The following is an 18,861-nucleotide window of genomic DNA, read 5'->3' as shown; positions in this document are numbered from 1 at the left end:
CGGCGCATGGAGAAAAGCATGGGCGAATATGACTATATCGTCATCGGAGCGGGGAGTGCCGGATGTGTCCTCGCCAACCGCCTTTCGAAAGATCCGAACAACCGCGTGCTGCTGCTGGAGGCTGGCGGCAACGACAACTACCACTGGATCCATATTCCGGTCGGTTATCTCTATTGCATCAACAATCCGCGCACCGACTGGTGTTTCAAGACGGCGGAAGAGCCGGGGCTTAACGGCCGTTCGCTGATCTATCCGCGCGGCAAGGTTTTGGGCGGCTGCTCCTCCATCAACGGCATGATCTATATGCGCGGGCAGGCGCGGGACTATGATCTCTGGCGGCAGCTCGGTTGCGAGGGCTGGGGGTGGAACGACATCCTGCCCTATTTCCTGAAATCGGAAGATTTTTATCGCGGCAAAAGCGACCTGCACTCTGCCGGCGGTGAATGGCGCGTGGAGAAGGCGCGCGTGCGCTGGGATGTGCTTGACGCCTTCCAGAAGGCGGCAGGAGAAGCCGGCATTCCCGCGACCGATGATTTCAACCGGGGCGACAATGAAGGCGCCGGTTATTTCGATGTGAACCAGCGGGCCGGCTGGCGCTGGAACACGGCAAAAGCCTTCCTGAAGCCGGCGCTTGGCCGCAAGAACCTGACGGTTTTGACCAAGGCTCACGTCAAGCGTCTCATCATCGAAGAAGGCCGGGTTACCGGCGTCGAGTTCCACCATGACGGCGTCTTGAAAAAGATGCGCGCCCGGCGCGAGACGGTGCTGTCCGCCGGTGCGATCGGCTCGCCGCATATTCTGGAGCTTTCCGGTGTCGGTCGTGGCGATGTGTTGCAGGCTGCCGGTATCGATACGGTGGCGGAGGTCCAGGGTGTGGGCGAGAACCTGCAGGACCATCTGCAGCTGCGCATGGTCTACAAGGTCTCCGGCGTCCTGACGTTGAATGAAAGGGCCTCCACCCTGTTCGGCAAGGCGAGGATCGGTCTCGAATATGCGCTCACCCGCTCCGGGCCGATGTCGATGGCGCCGAGCCAGCTCGGCGTCTTCACCCGCTCCTCGCCGGAAAAGGAAACCGCCGATCTGGAATATCATGTCCAGCCGGTTTCGCTCGACAAGTTTGGTGATCCGGTTCACACTTTTCCGGCCATTACCGCAAGTGTCTGCAATCTGCGGCCGGAAAGCCGCGGCTCAGTGCATGTGAAAGGACCGGATTTCGCCATGCAGCCGGAAATCCGCCCGAACTATCTTTCCACCGAAGGCGACCGGCAGGTGGCGATCGACGCCATGCGGCTGACGCGCCGCATCGTCGCCCAGCCGGCTTTTTCCCGCTTCAAGCCGGAGGAATACCGGCCCGGCCCCTCCTTTGAAAATGACAATGATCTCGCCAAGGCGGCGGGCGATATCGGCACCACTATCTTCCACCCCGTCGGCACGCTGCGCATGGGGTCGGATATGGAAAGCGTTGTCGATGCACGGCTGAAGTTCCGGCGGCTTGCCGGGCTGCGCGTTGCCGACGCCTCCGTCATGCCGCGCATCACATCCGGAAATACCAATTCGCCGACGATCATGATTGCCGAAAAGGCCGCCGACATGATCCTTGCGGATAATCGCTGAAAGGAGCGCACCGATGAAGACCGTCGCTTTTCTCGGGCTGGGACATATGGGCCTGCCGATGGCCGCCAATCTCGTCAAGGCGGGTTATGCCGTCAGGGGTTACGATCTTGCCGACGCCTGCCGCGCGGCGGCGAAAGAGGCGGGCATTCCCGTTGCCGCGGATTCCGCCGAGGCCATCGAAGCGGCTGAGGTGATCATCACCATGCTGCCGAAGGGCGAACATGTCGTTTCCGCCTATGGCGATCTGGTTAAAAAGATCTCTGCCGGCACGCTGCTCATCGATTGCTCGACGGTGGATATGGAAAGCGCGCTGAAGGCGCATGAACTGGCCGCTTCCGCCGGTTGCCCCTCGGTCGATGCGCCCGTTTCCGGCGGAACGGGCGGGGCTGCGGCGGGCACCCTGACTTTCATGTGCGGCGGCGAAGCGGAGGCCTTCTCTGCGGCAAAACCGGTGCTGGAAGCGATGGGCAAGAAGATCGTGCATTGCGGCAAGGGCGGCAACGGGCAGGCTGCCAAGATCTGCAACAACATGATCCTCGGTATTTCCATGATCGCCGTTTCCGAAGCCTTCGTGCTGGGCGAAAAACTCGGCCTTTCGCATCAGGCGCTGTTCGATGTCGCCTCCACCTCTTCGGGGCAATGCTGGTCGCTCACCACCTATTGCCCGGTGCCGGGACCGGTGCCGACATCACCAGCCAACAAGGATTACCAGCCCGGATTTGCGGCGGACTTGATGCTCAAGGATCTGAAGCTTTCGCAGGAGGCGGCGAACGGTGCCGGGGCCTCCACCCCGCTCGGCGCAGCTGCGGCGGCGCTTTATGAGAATTTCGTTGATGACGGGAGCGGCGGGCGCGATTTTTCCGCCATCGTCGAAATGCTGCGCGGGGGCAAAGCATGACGGACGCCGCGCCATCCGACATCTTATGGGTGCCGCCGGAGAAGAGGGTGAAGCACTCGGCTCTGTTTTCATTCGCGGCCAGAACTGCAGAGCTGCACAAGCAGGCGGCTGATGACTACGCCAGCCTGCTGCATTGGTCGATCGACGCGCCGAACGAATTTTACGATGCGCTTTGGGACGAACTCGGCATTATCGGAACCCGCAGCGAGATGGCATTCAAACCCGGCAAGACTATACGAGACGCTGAGTTCTATCCGGGCGCAAGGCTCAATTACGCCGAAAACCTGCTGCGCGATGCCGACGAGAGGCTGGCCATCATCGCCCATCGCGACGATGGCACGCGCCGCGAGATCAGCCGCAGACAGCTTTACGACGAAGTGTCCCTGATGGTGCAGGCGCTCGTTGATGCGGGCGTGAAGGAAGGCGACCGCGTCGGCGCCATCGTCACCCATGATATCGAGGCGATCGTCAGCTATCTGGCTGTCAGCGCCATTGGAGCCATCTGGTCTTCCTGCTCGCCGGATTTCGGCCCGGCCGGCGCTTCCGACCGCCTGTCGCAGATCGACCCGAAAATCCTCATCGCCGTGTCGGAATATGGTTATGCCGGCAAACGCATCGATGTCGGCCCGACCATCCGTGCGGTGGCGGAAAGTGCGGCTCCTGAAAAGATCGTGCTGATCGGCGATGCCGTTCCCGAAAGCCTCGCCGATCTCGACTGTGTGACGCTCAAGGATTTCGTCGCGCCTTATGCCGCGGGCGAGATTGCCTTCAACCGTCTGCCCGTCAAGGCGCCGCTGGCGATCCTTTATTCCTCGGGTACAACAGGCAAGCCGAAATGCATCACCCATTCCGGCGGCGGCCTGCTTCTTCAGCATATGAAGGAGCTGAAACTGCAATGCGATATTCAGGAAGGCGAGCGTTTCTTCTATTTCACCACCTGCGGCTGGATGATGTGGAACTGGCAGGTCTCCGGTCTGGCGCTCGGCGCAACGCTTGTCACCTATGACGGCAATCCCGGTTATCCAACATCCGCGCGGCTGATCGATCTCATCGGTGCCGAACGGATAGCCACTTTCGGCACATCGGCGAAGTTTATCGATGCCTGCCTGAAGGCCGGGTTGAAGCCGAGTGAAAGCCATGACCTTTCGTCGCTCAGAACGATCCTTTCCACCGGCTCGCCGCTCATCCCGCAATCCTTCGATTATATCTATCGCGACTGGAAGGCTGACGTGCATCTCGCCTCCATTTCCGGCGGTACTGACATCTGCGCCTGTTTCCTCGGCGGCAATCCGCTGCAGCCCGTGCATCGCGGCGAATTGCAGGGGGCGATGCTCGGCATGGATATCGACACGCTGGATGATGAGGGCCGTTCCGTTCGCGGCGTTGCCGGTGAACTCGTCTGCCGCAATGCGCATCTGTCCATGCCGGTGAAGTTCTGGGGCGACGAGGACGGTTCGCGGTATCAGGCCGCCTATTTCGACCGCTTTCCCGGCATCTGGGCGCATGGCGATTTTGCCGAAATGCGCCCTTCGGGCGGATATGTCATCCATGGACGCTCGGACACGACCCTCAATCCCGGCGGGGTTCGCATCGGGACTGCGGAAATCTACCGGCAGGTGGAAGCCGTGCCTGAAGTGGAGGAGGCGATTGCCGTCGGGCAGGATATCGACGGTGACCAGAGGGTCATCCTCTTCCTGCGCATGAAGGACGGCGCAGCCCTGACGGAAGCGCTGGAAAAGACCATCCGCAGCCGCATCCGTTCGGGCGCCACGCCGCGGCATGTCCCGGCAAAAATCATTGCCGTCAGCGCCATTCCCCGCACCCGTTCGGGCAAGATTTCCGAAATCGCGGTTCGCGATACCATCCATGGCCGGCCGGTGAAGAATGCCGATGCGCTTGCCAATCCTGAAGCGCTCGAACTTTTCCGCAACCTGCCGCAGCTGAAGGACTAGGCCGATGGAGGATCAACCGAAAACCGTGCTCGTCACGGGTTCCACCAGCGGCATCGGGCTCGCCATCGCCAAACGTTTCGCCGAAGCGGGATATCTGGTCGCGGTGCATGGCATAGAGACGACGGAGGAGGCGGCGCAGGCCCTGGAGATGGTGGCGCAGGTGGCGCGGCAGAGGCCGGTCTATTTTTCCGCCAATCTCGCCAACTATGATGAAAGCGCGCATCTGCCGGAAACCGTCATCGCCGAGTTTGGTCATATCGACGTCCTCGTCAACAATGCCGGCATCCAGAAAGTCGCACCGATTGACGAGTTCGATTTCGCCGATTTCTCCCGCATCGTCGCCATCTCGCTCGACAGCGCGTTTCACACCATCCATGCGGCGCTGCCCGGCATGAAGGAAAGGGGCTGGGGCCGCATCGTCAACATCGCCTCCGCCCATGGTCTGCGCGCGTCACCCTTCAAGGGGCCTTATGTGGCGACCAAACATGCGGTGGTGGGCCTGACGAAAAGCGTGGCGCTGGAAGTCGCCGAACTCGGCATTACCTGCAACGCCATCTGCCCCGGTTATGTCTGGACCCCGCTTGTCGCCGCCCAGGTCGCCGATCAGGCGCGCGTGCACGGCATGAGCGAGGAGGAAGTGGTGAAGAAGGTGATGCTTGCGCCGCAGCCGACCAGACGGTTTGTGCAACCGGAAGAAGTGGCGGAAATGGCGCTTTATCTCGCTGGCGATATGGCGCGCTCCATCACCGGCACCACCATTTCCATCGACGGCGGCTGGACGGCGAAATAAATTTCGCGCACGCGCTTGAAGCGAACGATCGCGCCGGTTTCCGGTATTGTTAGGCGATTTCAATCCTGTATAGTTTTCGTGGACGGCGGGGTCAGCGCCGTGTTCACGGAAAAGCGGCATGATGAACACAGGGTCTTTTGAAGCGCCGCTGGCGCGTTCGCGCTTCGATACGCGTCAGGTGCCGAAACGCGACGCCATGGCGTTGTGGCGGGATTCAATCAACGTGCTTTTTGATGCTCGCCTGCGCCGCTCGCAGGATGATGGTTTTTTCGCCAGCGTGGACGCCGCTTTCATCGGCAATGTCGCGCTCGGCCGCACCCAGTCCTCGGCGCAGGATTTCGACCGTTCGCGCCACAAGCTTGCCCGCGACGGCATGGACGGTTTTCTCCTGCAATTTTACGCCAGCGGGAAGAGCATGTCGCGGCGCGGATCGGGCGAGACCGCTGGTCCGGGCGACCTCTATCTCATCGATATGGCGCAGCCACTGGCCACCGCCACCTCGGATCACGATCATCTCAGCCTCGTCGTGCCGCGCCGGCTGCTGGAAGGCAGGCTTGCCGGTTCCGGCAATCATCATGAACGCGTGCTGCCGGCCGGCTTGCCGCTGGTATCGCTGCTGCGCGAAACGATGACGAGCATCTATCGCCATTTCGACGTCATGAACGCCAGCGAGGGCGCAGCCACGGTCTCGCCGCTTCTGGAACTGGCTGCGGCCGCCATCAACAATCATGTCCGGGAAGACAATGCGCAGGGCGTGCAGCGGGCGCTCAGGGCATCCATCCGCCGTTATATCGACAGTCACCTTCTCGATCCGGCCCTGTCGGTGGAAAAGGTCATGGGCGAATTCGGCGTGTCGCGACGCACCGTCTACCGGCTCTTCGAGCCGCTGGGCGGGTTTTCGGCCTGCATCACCCATCGGCGTCTCGAACGCGCGATGGATTTCCTGCGGGCACCACAATCGGCGCATATGACGATTGCCGAGGTTGCCGCGTCCTATGGTTTCACCAATCCGGAAAATTTCAGCCGCGTCTTCAAGAAGACTTTCGGCCTTTCGCCGCGTCAAATGCGGCATTTCGCTTCGGAAAACCGCGACCTCACGTCGGATATTCTGAAGCCGGATAGCGCGGAATGGACACGCTGGATCGTGCAGCTCGGCCGCTGATGACGATTGGCCGCGCGCCGTTCTGACACTTTATGACGGTTTGTTGGCACAATCCGACCATTCGTTGCGGCTGCGGCTCGATGGGGATGCGCATGTCTTCCAGACGTGCCAAACAGGGCGTGTTATTTTTATCAATATATTGCCTGACAATCATGATGCTGAGAATCCTCGCTTTTCTGGACCTGTGTCGCCAATGGCGCCGTGCGGTAAAACAACACCTCTCCTTTTCCGGCGCCACATTTCACAGGTCGCCATCGCCCCTGCCATCGGCGAATTTTGACAGCTCCTCAGACGATCCGTCGGAAACGGATGACGGCGAAGCACGCCTGCCGGTTTCCTGGCTCGGGCTTGGGCAAAGCTTCAGCGCGCTGGATGCGGAAGACTGTGACAGGGCGCGTTTGCCGGCCGAGTGCGGTTAACGTCGTTCTCCGGCGATCTGGAACAAAACCCTGACCCCAAGGATTAGATCAACAGGGTTACAGGGAGTGAAAGACATGGCCAGAGAAAATGCCAGCTATCTCGACAGTCGGGATACTCCGAAAAGCGAAACGGCAACGCGTGCGCGGCAGGGATCGCGCGGACGTCCCGTCCTGGTCATTCTGATCGTCAGCGTGCTTCTTGCATTGGTGGTCTGGGCTGTCGTCGAATATTCCGTTTTCGAACCCGACCAAAACCTGCCGCAGAACCCACAGACCGAGACTGCGCCCGTGCCGCAGCAGCCGTCCGGATCGGGAAGCTTCGACAACAATCCCGCGAATGGCCGCGCGCAACCACCGTCATCGACAGAGACAAACCCCTCGCCACAGGATTCGACAGGGGTGCCGCAAAACCCGTGACCACCCTGGCGTGAAGTTTTTTCGCGATGATGATAATTTCCATGGAACCAGATTGCGCCCGATTTCATTTCACGCAAAGTGACAGGAATCGGGGGTTTCATTCATGGCAGTCACCGTCACTGCAGTTGTTCTTACGCTGATCGGTCTTGGGCTGTTCGGTTTCGGCTCTCAGCTCATCATGCTGGGCGGGAGCTTTTATTACGTGCTTTCCGGACTGGCCTTCCTGTTGACGGCCGTTCTGCTGTTCAAGCGCAATCGCGCAGCCCTTCACGTCTATGCCGTCTTCATTGGCGCCACGCTTGCCTGGGCCATCTGGGAAGTCGGCTTCGACTGGTGGCAGCTTGGCCCGCGCGGCGGCATCGTCATTCTCATCGGGCTGTGGCTTCTGGTTCCATGGGTCCGGAAGCCGCTCGGTTTTGCGAGCCCCACCGGGCTTCGCTACGGGCCGAACGCCTGGCCGCTTGCGCTCTCCGTGCTCGCCTCCATCGTCGTGGCCGGATATTCCATGGCGCAGGATCCACACGATACGGCAGGTTCCCTGCCGCAGGAAACCGCCTCGGCCACGCCGGCCTATGGCGGCAATGTGCCTGACGGTGACTGGCATCAATATGGCCGCACGCCCTATGGACAGCGTTATTCGCCGCTGACCCAGGTCAATGTCGAGAATGTCTCGCAGCTCAAGGAGGCCTGGCGTTACCAGACTGGCGATGTGAAGCTGCCTGATGATGTGGGAGAAACCACCTATCAGGTGACGCCGCTCAAGATCGGCAATACGCTTTATATCTGCACACCGCATAATTGGGCGATTGCCATCGATGCCGCCACCGGCAAGGAAAAGTGGAAATATGACCCGAATGTCGGTCTTAATCCGGACCGCCAGCACCAGACCTGCCGCGGCGTGTCCTATTATGCCGAGCCCAATGCGGTTGAAGGCACGGCCTGCGCCCAACGCGTCTACCTGCCGACCTCGGATGCGCGGCTGATCGCGCTTGACGCGGCCACCGGTCAGGTCTGCACGTCTTTTGCCGATCAGGGTGTGCTGCATCTTGAGCAGGGCATGAAATACAATCCTGCCGGCTATTATTATTCGACCTCGCCGCCGGTCATCGCGGCGGGCAAGATCATCATCGGCGGCGCGGTGAACGACAACTATTCCACGCAGGAACAGTCCGGTGTCATCCGCGCTTTCGATGTGAATAGCGGTGCGCTCGTCTGGAACTGGGATTCCGGCAATCCGGCGAAAACCGAACCGATTGCGGCGGGTGAGACCTACACCACCAATTCGCCCAACAGCTGGTCGGTCTTCAGTTATGATGAAGGCCTCGGTCTCGTTTATATCCCGCTCGGCAATCAGGTGCCGGATCAGCTCGGCATGGGCCGCAGCGAGAATGTGGAGAAATATTCTTCCTCCATCGTCGCGCTCGATATTAACACCGGCAAGGATCGCTGGGTGCGCCAGACGGTTCATCACGATCTCTGGGACATGGACGTGCCGGCCCAGCCAGTGCTGCTCGACATCACCAAGGACGGCCAGACCATCCCGGCTCTCGTCGGTCCGACCAAGCAGGGCGATATCTACGTTCTCGACCGGCGCACCGGCGAGCCGCTTCTGCCGATCACGGAGGAGCCGGCGCCGGGCGGTGCGATCCCTGAGGACTTCACCTCACCGACGCAGCCGACGACGGCCTTGTCGTTCAAGCCGGAGCCATTGCAGGAAAAGGACATGTGGGGCGTCTCCATGTTCGACCAACTCGCCTGCCGCATCCGCTTCCATCAGCTGAACTACAAGGGCCGCTATACGCCGCCGTCACTGACCGGCTCGATCATCTATCCCGGCAATTTCGGCACCTTCAACTGGGGCAGCGTCGCGGTCGACCCCGAACGCCAGGTCATGTTCGGCATGCCGACATATCTCGCCTTCACCTCGCAGCTCGTGCCGCGCGCCGACATTCCGCCGAAGGGTCAGGACGAGAAGGGTAGCGAACAGGGCCTGAACCGCAATGATGGCGCACCCTACGGCGTGTTCATGGGTCCGTTCCTCGGTCCGCTGAAAATCCCTTGCCAGGCCCCGCCATGGGGTTATGTCACGGGTGCCGACCTGCGCACCGGCGATATCGCCTACAAGCACAAGAACGGCACGGTCTATGACATGACGCCGCTGCCACTGCCCTTCAAGGTGGGCGTGCCTGGCATTGGCGGGCCGATGATCACCAAGGGTGGCGTGGCCTTCCTCGGTGCTGCCGTCGACAACTATCTGCGCGCCTATGACCTCACCACCGGCAAGCAGCTATGGGAAGCGCGCCTGCCGGCCGGCGGCCAGGCAACGCCCATGACCTATGCACTGGAGGGCGGCAAGCAATATGTGGTGATGGTTGCAGGTGGTCACGGTTCCGTCGGAACCAAGCCGGGCGATTATGTGATCGCCTATACCCTGCCGTAATCTCTGCAGTCTTCAAGACACATAAAAAACCGGAATGGGTGACCATTCCGGTTTTTGTTGTTGAGGGGTATTACGCGGCCTTTTTCTGGGCGGCGGCGTTGACCGAAGTCTCGGCGAGCGCGGTCAGCGCATCGTCGGTCTTTGCCTCTTCCTTGAGCGTGGCATCCAGCAGCGAAACCGCCTTGGTGTGGCCCAGCTTTTCCGCCCAGGCCTTAAGCGTGCCGTAGCGGGCGATCTCATAGTGTTCGACCGCCTGTGCCGACGAAACGAGACCGGCATCAAGCGCGGGTGTGCCTTTGAAGTCCTCCATGATCTCCTCGCCCTCGGCGATAATGCCCTGGATGGCTTCGCAGGTCTTGCCCTGTGCGCGCTTGCCAATGATCTCGAATACTTCCTGCAGGCGTTCGACGTGGCCCTGGGTTTCTTCCTTGTGCTTTTCAAAAGCCTGTTTCAGCTTCGGGTCGGTTGCCGCCCGCGCCATTTTCGGCAGGGCCTTCAGGATCTGCCTTTCGGCGTAGTAGATGTCCTTCAGCGTGTCGTAAAACAGGTCGTCGAGTTTCTTCTCGGCCATTGGTCCTTCTCCCATGTGTGAAAATGCATGATGTGCGCCCATGCGCACGGGAGACAAACCCTTTGCCGCTGCCATGGTTCCGGCTCGGTTGCGCGCAACGTTTATATTGCTGCGCGGAACCAACGCAGCCTTTCCGAACTTAGTGGGAATAAATGTCGGGAGGAGACATGACGTGCCCCAGAGCCTTGCAGAAGAATTTTCCATGAATATTTCCATCCCCTTCGAGGTACTGCTGGTGCGCGTGTTCGGCGCGGTCATCCTGTGCGGCCTGATCGGTCTGGAGCGGGAGTTTCACAAGAACACGGCCGGTTTGCGCACCAACATGCTCATCGGCCTTGCTGCCGTCACCTTCTGCATCATCACCATTCATATGATGGAGACGATGGCGGAAGGTCATGAGGCCGCGCGGCTCGATCCTATCCGTCTGGTGGAAGCCGTGACGGCGGGCATCGCCTTTCTCGCAGCGGGTGTGGTCGTTTATACGAGAGGGGATGTCAAAGGCCTGACGACGGGCGCCAGCATGTGGCTTTCGGCGGCAATCGGCCTCTCGGCAGGTCTCGGCATGTGGCCGCTTGCCCTTGTTGCCGCAGGCGCCGGTATCGTTGTCCTTTGGACGCTCCGTCGCTTGCAGGTGGCCACCGGAATCAAGGAGGATTGACGGGCATCAGCCGAAACGGAAGAGATCGGCGTCCGGGTCCTTGCCGCCATTAACGGCGGCCGCCACGATTTCGGCGGCGATCTGGCTGAAGGTGATGCCATTACCGCCGAAACCCATCACGGCATAGACGTTTTTCATGCCCGGCACCGCGCCGATCAGCGGCAGGCCGGTGGTGGTTGTGCCGAAGGCCGCGGCCCAGCGATAGTCCGGCTCTCCCATATCGATGCCAAGAAGCCTTTCGATCTTGCGGCTGATCGTCTTCGCCTTCGCGGAAAGCTTGCGCTCCGACAGATAGGCGGTGGGGTTTTCCTCGTCCTCGCCTCCGGCGATCATCCTCCCCTCGCGGTCGGTGCGCAGGTAAAGATAGGGATCGGACGCTTCCCAGACGATATGGTTCTCCAGCCAGCCGGGTAGATCGAGCCGCTTTCTGCTCGCCAGCGCCCAGGTGGAGATGATCTGGTGTTTCGGGCTCTCCAGCATTTTCAGGAATTCATAGCCGGTGCAGAAAACGACATTGCGTGCGGAAAGGATCTTGCCGCCGGCGGTGGCGAGGACAACCTCGTTGCCGAGGTTTCTAAGATCGGTGATCTCAAGCTGGGAAACGATTTCGGCGCCTGCGCCGGCCGTATGGCGCAAAAGGCCGGCCGTCAGCTGTGCGGGATTGGCGGAGGCCGAGATATCGCTGAGGATGGCGGCGGTCCGGTCCAGCCCATATTGCTCTCGCAGTTCTGCAGCGGAGAGGACGCGGGCTTCGATGCCAGCCTCTTTGCGCGCGGCCGCTTCGGCTTTCAACGCGCGCGATCCCATTTCGTCTCCGGCGAGATAAAGCGCCTGCTTGCGCTTCATGCTGCAGGAGATGCCAAGCGAGGAGACGATTTCCTCCAGACGCAGGACGGCGCGTGCGGAACGCTGCCATGCCCTGTCGGCCGCGGGCCTGCCGATCATCTTTCTGAGTTCCGTCAGCGGCGTGTCGATCTCGTGCTGTATCATTGCGGTGCTGGCCACGCTGCTGCCCATGACCGGTTCGCGCCGGTCGATGATGAGCATGGATTGACCCGGCCTTTGCAGGGCATGGGCTACGAGTGCGCCACTGATGCCGGCGCCGACCACGATCGTGTCGTAATGGTCGACGGCGGGTGTGTGCCCGCTGCGGATGCCGATGCGCGTGCTATCGGCCCAGACCGGTTTTGAATCCCTGAGATCGCGTTCTTTCGTCAGTTCCGGTGTCGTCATGAAGATGTCCTGAATGGGTCAAGGCTCGGTATAACCGGCGACATTGATGGTGAGCGTTCCGCTGCGGGGATCGCTGCGGAAGAAAAGCGTGCCGCTGTCCTTCGATTCCGAGGCGACATAATCGAAGGTCACATCGGCGTTTTCCGGCGCGGCGTCATTCCGCTGCAGGTCGCCGCGCACCTGCACCTGCGCTGCGGTGGTCATGGAGAGGTTGCGGATGTCGAATTTCACCCGATATTGCCCGGGCTGCCCCTCCACGCTGGTGACGGCGATGTCGAAGCGGGCATCCTCGGGTACATAGCGATAGATGTCATAGGCGATCCAGCCGAGCATCGCGGCGACGAGCAAGGTGCAGATGGTTCCCGTCACCCATTCGATCCAATGCGGATCGGCGCTTTCCGTCTGTTTTCCGTCTTTCGATATCGTCATCTTGTCCTCACAGGATCAGCCGGGCCGACGCCGCGCCGATCGAGGCGGGAACACCGAGAATGACAGCGGCATTCATGATCTGCGACAGCGAGGTGTGGTCGAGGCGCTCGAAGGTCCAGAGCGTATAGATGCTGATGGCGATGGCGATGACGTAGCCGGGCAGGGTGAAGCGGATGAAGGATTGCCACCATTGCTGTCCTTCATGCAGCTGATGCGAGCCCTTGAAGTGAAGCGCATAGACAAAGCCATGCATGATGGCGATCGACAGCAGACAAAGGGCCAGAACGTGATAGGGCGTCACCTTGTAGGCGATCAGGATCATTTCCTCCGTCGGGGCGACATTGAGGTTGAGGAAGAGCGCGCCCACCACCATCATGAAAAGCTCGTGCAGATAACCTGTCTCGCCGGAATACTCGCCTTCCTCTTCATCCTCTGCGTCGGAATGCTGGCCGAGCTGGCTGCGGCCGAGCAGCGCGCCGATGCTGGCGGGAACGGATTGCAGCGCGACCTTGGCGACGATATTGGAGGCGGTGAGCTGGTCGTTCAGAATGCCGAACAGCAGGAGCACGCCCGCGCTGACAGCGATGCCCAGCCCATAGGCGGTTATCGCGTCTCGCAGGGCCTGGCTCCAGGAATTGATATTCTCAAAACCGATGCGGCGGGCGAGAAGAAGAAGCAGCGGCAGGTTGAGGATGCAGAGCAGCAGAAGCCGCCATGAGTTGACGTAAAGACCGAGGAACCACATTTCCATGGTCATCAGCATGGGCAGGGCAAACAGCAATGCACCCGCTGTGCCGCGCGCAAGGCCGATCAGGAACTGCCTGACCTCGTCATCTTCCCCATGTTTTTGATTGACCGTAGCCGCCATGCCGTCCCCTCGTGCGAAGGATAACGCAATGGCGTTTTTCCGGTTCCGTTGGGTTTATTTCGCAGGGTCAATAAGGGCGATGCCGAATTCCCTGTTATAGCTGCGCCGCAATTCTGCGGGCGTTTCGCGAATGACGACTTCCAGAGTGGGACGAACCACGCCCTTCAGAAAATGGCCGCCTTTTGTGGACCCGTCGGCAAAACCCAGAACCACATGCAGGTGCGGATTGGGCGTGTCGTTCTCGTCAAGCGTAATGTCGCCAAGCAGGCTCAGGACCTCGCTCTGTTCGGTGACCGGTATTTCCTTGTAGTCCTGCGTGGACAGATCAAAAAAGGCGAGCGTTGCCGTGGCGAAGGCGCCGATCGCGGTGACAGAGGCGGCGTTGATGTTCTCGGCCCTGGCAAAACGCCTGATGGCCTCGAAGGCTTCTTCCTCGGGATCGATGACGAGGATGAAGGTGCGCTCCGCGCCGCTTGCCAGCAATCTGCTTTTCATATTCTTCCTCCAAAATAAAAGTGCCGCCGGAAACCGGCGGCACGGGAATGTCGTTCGTGTCTTAAGCGGCGCGACGTTCGTGACGGCCTTCCTCAATCTCTTCCACGATCTTGGCGACGAAGGCATCGAGATCGTCAGGGCTGCGGGAGGTGATGATACCCTTGTCGGTTACCACCTTTTCATCCTTCCAGTTGGCGCCGGCATTCTTGAGGTCGGTCTTGATCGACCAATAGGAAGTGGCGTCGCGGCCGCGCAGGGCGTCCGCTTCGACAAGCAGCCACGGCGCATGGCAGATGGCGGCAACCACCTTGCCCGATTTGACGAAATCGCGAACCACCCGCATCGCATCCTCGTCATGGCGCAGAATATCCGGGTTGATCTGGCCACCGGGAAGAACCAGCGCGTCAAAATCTTCGGTTTTTACGGTCTTGGCCGAGAGATCGACGGTGATGCTGTCGCCCCAGTTCTTCTTGTCCCAGCTCTTGATTTCGCCCTCCTTGATGGCGGCGATCTTCACGTCCGCACCCTTGGCCTTCAACTGGTCATACGGCACCCGCAGCTCGGAACGCTCGTATCCGTCCGTTGCGAGAATGAGGATTTTTGCGGCGTTGATGGCAGTCATATCTGTCTCCTTCTGGGTTCAGTCGTCCTTGTCGGAATTCATGGAGGGGAGGAAGAATTCCACGTCCTTGAGGCGCTTCTCATCGAGATTTTCGATGTTGGTTTGCCAAAATCGCTCGGCTTCCGCCGGTTCGGCTTTCCATTGGCGCACGAAGGTCTTGTTGTCGTCGATCATGACCTTGCGGGTACCGCCGAGCCGCAGATATTCTTCCGCAAGTTTGCGCGTTTCGGTCTTTTCCATGTCGCAGCTCCTTGTGCGTGGAAAACGGGAACGGAGGGGCGCCGGATGGGTAAGAAGCTCGGCTGCCATTTCGTTGGCCACCGGGAGAAAACGGAAAAATCCCGGTGTTCTTCGGCACCATCGTGTCCGTTTGACACGGCGGCCCTCCTGCTGGAACAACGTGGGCTTTAAAGGATGGTTCCGCAGTTTTTTCAGGCGGCGTCATTGCCAGACACAAATGAATAGTGCGCAATTTTTTACCGGAACAAACGGACATGTCGTGTTGTTTTATCCCCGATGCAGGGAGGCAGCATGGCAGCCACACAGAGTGACGGCGAATACCGGGGTAACAACGAAAACAGGGGCTTCTGGTCGGTCGATTTCGGCAATTCGCCCGTTATCGGCACGGCCATCCATGACGGTCATTTCATCCGCATGGATATAGCCGATCTGATGGCTCTTTCGCCGGAAAAGCGGCTGAGAGAGGAGGATCCCTTTACCGGCGAGATGGTCGCCGGATTGACGAACCGGATCGTCGTTCACCATTCCCGTTTTGAAGTCGATCTCAATCGCGCCACCGATGAGGCGATCTATCTGAAGCCGGAACAATCCTGGGGGCTGGAGGTCTGGAACCAGACGCTGCCGGAACAGGCCAGCCGGCAATCGCTCGATTTCCACGCTGATTATTATGCGATGCTTGAAACCGTTCTCTCAACGGTCGAGCGACGGCATGGTGCTTTCGTGGTGCTGGATGTGCACAGTTACAATCATCGCCGCCAGGGCGCCGACGCACCGGCGACGGCGCAGGCGGAAGCACCCGATATCAACATCGGCACCTTTTCCATGGATCGTAGCCGCTGGGGTGATGTCGTCAGCGCGGTCGGTCATCATTTCGCGTCTGCGACCATCGGCGGACGCCGTCTCGATGTTCGCGAGAATGTGGCGTTTCAGGGCAAGGGCGAGCAGACACGCTTCATCCACGAGCGTTTCGCCGAAAATGGCTGCGCCATCGCAATCGAGTTCAAGAAATTCTTCATGGACGAGTGGACGGGAAAGCCGGATGAGCGCGTGGTGGCGGATATTCGTGAAGCGATCGCAACGCTCCAGCCGGTTCTCGAAGAATGTCTGAGGGCGCGGCGATGAACCTCTCACCCGTCCGCAGCGCGCCATCCCCAATCACCGATCTGGTCGACGACGTCGTGTCATGCCTGGAAGCCGGCAAGGCCATCCGCCGCGATGTCGGAAAAGACGGCCGTTTGCACATCGACCGGCCGCTGCCGTTCCTCTGCCTGCATCTGACGGGCGGCACGAAAAATCTCGCCGCGCGCGACATCGCCGCCGCCCATGCCTCCTATCTCATCGCTTCGAACATTCAGGAGGCCGCGCCGCTGATCGAGGCGGTCGGCGCGGTGATGCGCGAGCGTTTCGGCGCCTTTATTGTTCTCGATATTGGCGAGCTTGAACACGACATCCTGCTCGCCGACGACTCTCCCTTCCTGCCGCATTATGAGGTTTCGGTCTCGGCGACGTCAGAACCGGAAACCCAGAAAGCGCGTCGGGTCTTCATCAAGGCGGTCTGCGATGCCGAAGTGCGCTTTCGCACGCCGCGCGTCACCCGGCCGGAGCCGGAAGCCGACCCGGTCCTCCGGTTTCAGAATGCCGGACTGGATTTTCCCTGCATCAGCGTGCGCTTCGCGCCGATCTATCGCCAGCCGGAATCCGGTGCGGATTATCCCGGTCTGCGCGAGACGATGATTGCCGATCTCTTCGATGCCGGTCTGCAGGCCTTTTCGTCCTTTTCCTCCGGCATGGATGCGTTAAAGGTCACCAGTCACCGGGCGCTTGGCCGCAAGGCCTTTGTCGATGCGGTCAAACGTGCCGACCGGTCGATCGACGAGATTGTCTCCTCCTTCGATTTTCTTCTCTCCGTCACGCCCATCAATGCGCGGCGGGCGTTCGAGGAATTTCGCGATGGCAGCTTCCAGTACGCGCCGCGCCTGCTTTACCGGCCGCTGGGCGTGGATGTCGAGGAGCAGAAGCGCAAGCTCTATTCCGTCGTCTTCGACCATCTTGAAGACCCGGTGCTCTATCATCTCTACCGGGAGAAACAGCGGGAGATCGATCTGCAGCTGACGATGCTGGCGAGCCTGCATCATCGCACCTTCACCGATTTTTCACGCGCCCTCTATGGTGCCGTCGAACCCGCTCTTCTGACGCTGGCGCTTCGCGTGCTTGAGGATTGCCCGCACAGGCAAGAAAGCGGCGAAATCGCCATGGTGGATTGTTACGTGGTCGCCAGGAAGTCGCGCGAAATGGTCGAGACCTATCTGGGCGAGGAGCCGGAATTCAAGGCCCGCGTCGAAATCCGTGATGACCTGCCACCCGGCCTGATGGTGACGGGTGAGAAGCTCTTGATCTCCCGCCATACTGTCATGGAACAGCGCCGTGTCGAGGCGCTCCTGTCGCACGAGATCGGTGTGCATCTTCTTACCTATTTCAACGGCTCATTTCAGGGGCTGCGGCTCTTCCGCACCGGCCTTTCCGGTTATGAGGGCGTGCAGGAAGGGCTGGCGGTGCTGGCGGAACATCTGGCCGGCGGCATGACGCGCGAGCGCCTGCGGCTGATCGCCGGCCGCGTCGTCGGCTGCGCCGCCATGCTGGATGGTGCGACTTTCGTGGACACTTTCCGCATCATGACCCGCGAACACGGTTTCGACGAGGCCGCGGCCTTCAACATGGTGCTGCGCATCTATCGCGGCGGGGGTCTTTCCAAGGATGCGATTTATCTGCGCGGGTTGGCCGAGGTGATGGACCATCTGCGCAGGGGCGGTGCGCTCGATCCGTTCTGGATGGGCAAGATCGCCGCCGCCCATTTTCCTGTCATGCAGGAGCTCGCCCTGCGCGGCCTGCTTCGTCCGCCGGGTGTCCGACCCGCATTTCTGCTGCCCGCCAAGGCCAATGAGCGGCTGGAAAAAATACGGGCGGGATTATCCATTGCCGAACTGGCGACTTTATAGGAGGGCCTTCATGCGTATCGCATTTTTCGTCAATTCCATCGAAACCGAGGAGCCGAACTACGCGACCGGCCTGCTTGCCATGGCGGCGCTCAATCGCGGCCATGAGGTGGTCTATCTGACACCAGGAGATTTTACCCTGCGCGCGGATGACAGCCTGACCATCCATGCCACCGTATTGCCGAAGACAAAATACAAGAAATCGGAAGGCTTCCATGCCGCCCTTCGGGACAAGGCGCTGGAGCGGCGCACCATGGATGTCGAGGAAATCGATGCGCTGATGCTGCGCAACGATCCCTCACTCGACCAGACGACGCGACCGTGGGCGGTGCATGCGGGTATCCTGTTCGGGCGGCTTGCCGAACAGCGCGGCGTTGTGGTGCTGAATGATCCCGAAGGACTGGCGCTGGCGCAGAACAAGCTCTATTTCCAGAGCTTTCCTGAAATCGTCCGCCCCACCACGATCATCTCGCGCAATGTCGATGAAATACGCGCCTTTGCCGATGGCCACCCCAAGGGCGTCATCGTCAAGCCGCTGCAGGGTTCCGGCGGTAAGAACGTCTTCAAGATCGGCTCCAGCAAGGAGGCCAATCTCAACCAGATTTTCGAAGCGGTCAGCCTTGAGGGTTATCTGATCGCGCAGGCCTATCTGCCGGCTGCGAAGGATGGTGATATCCGCTTCTTCATGATGAATGGCCGGCCGCTGATGCGTGACGGCAAATATGCCGCCCTTCGCCGCGTGCCGGCCAAGGGCGACCTGCGCTCCAACATCCATGCCAAAGGCACCGCCGAGGCGGTGAAGGTGACGGATGAAATCGTGGCGCTTGCCGAGATGGTGCGGCCGAAGCTCGTGGAGGACGGCATGTTCCTCGTCGGGCTCGACATTGTCGGTGACAAGATACTGGAAGTGAACGTGTTTTCGCCGGGCGGCCTTTCCAATATCCGCGATCTCACCGAGATGGATTTCAGCGACACGATCATCGAGGCCGTGGAAACCAAGATCAGCATGCAGAGCGCGTCCGGCGGCACCATTTCCAACCGCCTGCTGGCGACGCTGTGA

18 protein-coding genes are annotated in these 18,861 nt (G+C 60.4%); 11 read left to right on the top strand and 7 right to left on the bottom strand.

The features are described 5' to 3' along the window. Window positions 1-18 precede the first annotated feature (18 nt). From DA915_RS26070 to DA915_RS26035, 7 genes are all read left to right on the top strand, one after another. Window positions 19-1,614 (top strand): GMC family oxidoreductase, encoded by a 1,596-nt coding sequence (locus tag DA915_RS26070; RefSeq protein ID WP_080867100.1) that lies wholly within the window; start codon window positions 19-21, stop codon window positions 1,612-1,614. A 13-nt stretch (window positions 1,615-1,627) separates the two neighbouring features. Next, on the top strand, window positions 1,628-2,512 hold the full coding sequence (mmsB, locus tag DA915_RS26065; RefSeq protein WP_107677737.1) for a 3-hydroxyisobutyrate dehydrogenase: 885 nt from the start codon (window positions 1,628-1,630) through the stop codon (window positions 2,510-2,512). After that, window positions 2,509-4,464 carry an acetoacetate--CoA ligase gene (locus tag DA915_RS26060; RefSeq protein WP_107677736.1) on the top strand — a complete coding sequence of 652 codons (1,956 nt, stop codon included), beginning with the start codon at window positions 2,509-2,511 and terminating at the stop codon, window positions 4,462-4,464. Before mmsB ends, DA915_RS26060 begins: the two co-directional genes overlap by 4 nt. Window positions 4,465-4,468: 4 nt before the next feature. Beyond that, complete coding sequence (locus DA915_RS26055) at window positions 4,469-5,254, top strand: 3-hydroxybutyrate dehydrogenase (protein ID WP_107677735.1); 786 nt, start codon at window positions 4,469-4,471, stop codon at window positions 5,252-5,254. 118 nt (window positions 5,255-5,372) lie between these two features. Next, a complete protein-coding gene (locus tag DA915_RS26050) occupies window positions 5,373-6,416 on the top strand; it encodes a helix-turn-helix domain-containing protein (RefSeq protein ID WP_060727509.1) in 1,044 nt (347 codons plus the stop codon). Window positions 6,417-6,910: 494 nt separating this feature from the next. After that, a complete protein-coding gene (locus DA915_RS26040; RefSeq protein WP_107677734.1) occupies window positions 6,911-7,252 on the top strand; it encodes a hypothetical protein in 342 nt (113 codons plus the stop codon). Window positions 7,253-7,355: 103 nt separating this feature from the next. Then, window positions 7,356-9,692, top strand: a complete 2,337-nt coding sequence (locus tag DA915_RS26035) for a glucose/quinate/shikimate family membrane-bound PQQ-dependent dehydrogenase (RefSeq protein WP_107677733.1) — start codon at window positions 7,356-7,358, stop codon at window positions 9,690-9,692. Window positions 9,693-9,762: 70 nt separating this feature from the next. Here DA915_RS26035 and DA915_RS26030 read toward each other — a convergent pair whose 3' ends face one another. Beyond that, window positions 9,763-10,263, bottom strand: coding sequence for a ferritin-like domain-containing protein (locus DA915_RS26030; protein WP_020009970.1), 501 nt, complete (start codon window positions 10,261-10,263; stop codon window positions 9,763-9,765). Between the two features lie 172 nt (window positions 10,264-10,435). Here DA915_RS26030 and DA915_RS26025 point away from each other — a divergent pair, with 172 nt between their 5' ends. Continuing rightward, on the top strand, window positions 10,436-10,921 hold the full coding sequence (locus tag DA915_RS26025) for an MgtC/SapB family protein (RefSeq protein ID WP_003508703.1): 486 nt from the start codon (window positions 10,436-10,438) through the stop codon (window positions 10,919-10,921). A gap of 6 nt (window positions 10,922-10,927) precedes the next feature. On the opposite strand, the gene DA915_RS26020 is transcribed toward DA915_RS26025, so the two are convergent. The 6 genes from DA915_RS26020 to DA915_RS25995 form a co-directional block, all read right to left on the bottom strand. Next, entirely contained in the window at window positions 10,928-12,154 is a 1,227-nt protein-coding gene (locus DA915_RS26020) for an FAD-binding oxidoreductase (RefSeq protein ID WP_107677732.1), read from the bottom strand. An 18-nt stretch (window positions 12,155-12,172) separates the two neighbouring features. Next, window positions 12,173-12,583, bottom strand: a complete 411-nt coding sequence (locus DA915_RS26015) for a TIGR02588 family protein (RefSeq protein WP_107677731.1) — start codon at window positions 12,581-12,583, stop codon at window positions 12,173-12,175. 7 nt (window positions 12,584-12,590) lie between these two features. After that, window positions 12,591-13,451, bottom strand: coding sequence for a TIGR02587 family membrane protein (locus DA915_RS26010; RefSeq protein WP_020009966.1), 861 nt, complete (start codon window positions 13,449-13,451; stop codon window positions 12,591-12,593). A 54-nt stretch (window positions 13,452-13,505) separates the two neighbouring features. Next, entirely contained in the window at window positions 13,506-13,946 is a 441-nt protein-coding gene (locus tag DA915_RS26005; protein ID WP_020009965.1) for a PPC domain-containing DNA-binding protein, read from the bottom strand. Between the two features lie 61 nt (window positions 13,947-14,007). Beyond that, complete coding sequence (locus tag DA915_RS26000; RefSeq protein WP_060727503.1) at window positions 14,008-14,568, bottom strand: type 1 glutamine amidotransferase domain-containing protein; 561 nt, start codon at window positions 14,566-14,568, stop codon at window positions 14,008-14,010. Window positions 14,569-14,586: 18 nt separating this feature from the next. Next, window positions 14,587-14,808 carry a hypothetical protein gene (locus DA915_RS25995; RefSeq protein WP_020009963.1) on the bottom strand — a complete coding sequence of 74 codons (222 nt, stop codon included), beginning with the start codon at window positions 14,806-14,808 and terminating at the stop codon, window positions 14,587-14,589. 291 nt (window positions 14,809-15,099) lie between these two features. Here DA915_RS25995 and DA915_RS25985 point away from each other — a divergent pair, with 291 nt between their 5' ends. Genes DA915_RS25985 through DA915_RS25975 form a run of 3 tightly spaced genes read left to right on the top strand, consistent with a single transcriptional unit; the run spans window position 15,100 to window position 18,861 of the window. Beyond that, window positions 15,100-15,930, top strand: coding sequence for an N-formylglutamate amidohydrolase (locus DA915_RS25985; protein ID WP_107677730.1), 831 nt, complete (start codon window positions 15,100-15,102; stop codon window positions 15,928-15,930). Then, window positions 15,927-17,804, top strand: a complete 1,878-nt coding sequence (locus DA915_RS25980) for a flavohemoglobin expression-modulating QEGLA motif protein (protein WP_107677825.1) — start codon at window positions 15,927-15,929, stop codon at window positions 17,802-17,804. The genes DA915_RS25985 and DA915_RS25980 overlap by 4 nt, the downstream gene beginning before the upstream one ends. Window positions 17,805-17,814: 10 nt before the next feature. Beyond that, the gene (locus DA915_RS25975; RefSeq protein ID WP_107677729.1) at window positions 17,815-18,861 is read left to right on the top strand and encodes a glutathione synthase; all 1,047 of its coding nucleotides are present in this window, start codon (window positions 17,815-17,817) and stop codon (window positions 18,859-18,861) included.

Source organism: Agrobacterium sp. LAD9 (assembly GCF_003031125.1).
GTDB lineage: Bacteria > Pseudomonadota > Alphaproteobacteria > Rhizobiales > Rhizobiaceae > Agrobacterium > Agrobacterium radiobacter.
This window is presented reverse-complemented; position numbering and strand designations above follow the sequence as displayed.

Excerpts from the sequence above, each read along its gene's own strand:
- DA915_RS25985 (WP_107677730.1), top strand. The coding sequence starts at position 15,100 with ATGGCAGCCACACAGAGTGACGGCGAATACCGGGGTAACAACGAAAAC.
- DA915_RS26015 (WP_107677731.1), bottom strand. The coding sequence starts at position 12,583 with ATGACGATATCGAAAGACGGAAAACAGACGGAAAGCGCCGATCCGCAT.
- DA915_RS26005 (WP_020009965.1), bottom strand. The coding sequence starts at position 13,946 with ATGAAAAGCAGATTGCTGGCAAGCGGCGCGGAGCGCACCTTCATCCTC.
- DA915_RS25975 (WP_107677729.1), top strand. The coding sequence starts at position 17,815 with ATGCGTATCGCATTTTTCGTCAATTCCATCGAAACCGAGGAGCCGAAC.
- DA915_RS26060 (WP_107677736.1), top strand. The coding sequence starts at position 2,509 with ATGACGGACGCCGCGCCATCCGACATCTTATGGGTGCCGCCGGAGAAG.
- DA915_RS26020 (WP_107677732.1), bottom strand. The coding sequence starts at position 12,154 with ATGACGACACCGGAACTGACGAAAGAACGCGATCTCAGGGATTCAAAA.
- DA915_RS25995 (WP_020009963.1), bottom strand. The coding sequence starts at position 14,808 with ATGGAAAAGACCGAAACGCGCAAACTTGCGGAAGAATATCTGCGGCTC.
- DA915_RS26000 (WP_060727503.1), bottom strand. The coding sequence starts at position 14,568 with ATGACTGCCATCAACGCCGCAAAAATCCTCATTCTCGCAACGGACGGA.
- DA915_RS26070 (WP_080867100.1), top strand. The coding sequence starts at position 19 with ATGGGCGAATATGACTATATCGTCATCGGAGCGGGGAGTGCCGGATGT.
- DA915_RS25980 (WP_107677825.1), top strand. The coding sequence starts at position 15,927 with ATGAACCTCTCACCCGTCCGCAGCGCGCCATCCCCAATCACCGATCTG.
- DA915_RS26055 (WP_107677735.1), top strand. The coding sequence starts at position 4,469 with ATGGAGGATCAACCGAAAACCGTGCTCGTCACGGGTTCCACCAGCGGC.
- DA915_RS26040 (WP_107677734.1), top strand. The coding sequence starts at position 6,911 with ATGGCCAGAGAAAATGCCAGCTATCTCGACAGTCGGGATACTCCGAAA.
- DA915_RS26030 (WP_020009970.1), bottom strand. The coding sequence starts at position 10,263 with ATGGCCGAGAAGAAACTCGACGACCTGTTTTACGACACGCTGAAGGAC.
- DA915_RS26050 (WP_060727509.1), top strand. The coding sequence starts at position 5,373 with ATGATGAACACAGGGTCTTTTGAAGCGCCGCTGGCGCGTTCGCGCTTC.
- DA915_RS26010 (WP_020009966.1), bottom strand. The coding sequence starts at position 13,451 with ATGGCGGCTACGGTCAATCAAAAACATGGGGAAGATGACGAGGTCAGG.
- DA915_RS26035 (WP_107677733.1), top strand. The coding sequence starts at position 7,356 with ATGGCAGTCACCGTCACTGCAGTTGTTCTTACGCTGATCGGTCTTGGG.
- mmsB (WP_107677737.1), top strand. The coding sequence starts at position 1,628 with ATGAAGACCGTCGCTTTTCTCGGGCTGGGACATATGGGCCTGCCGATG.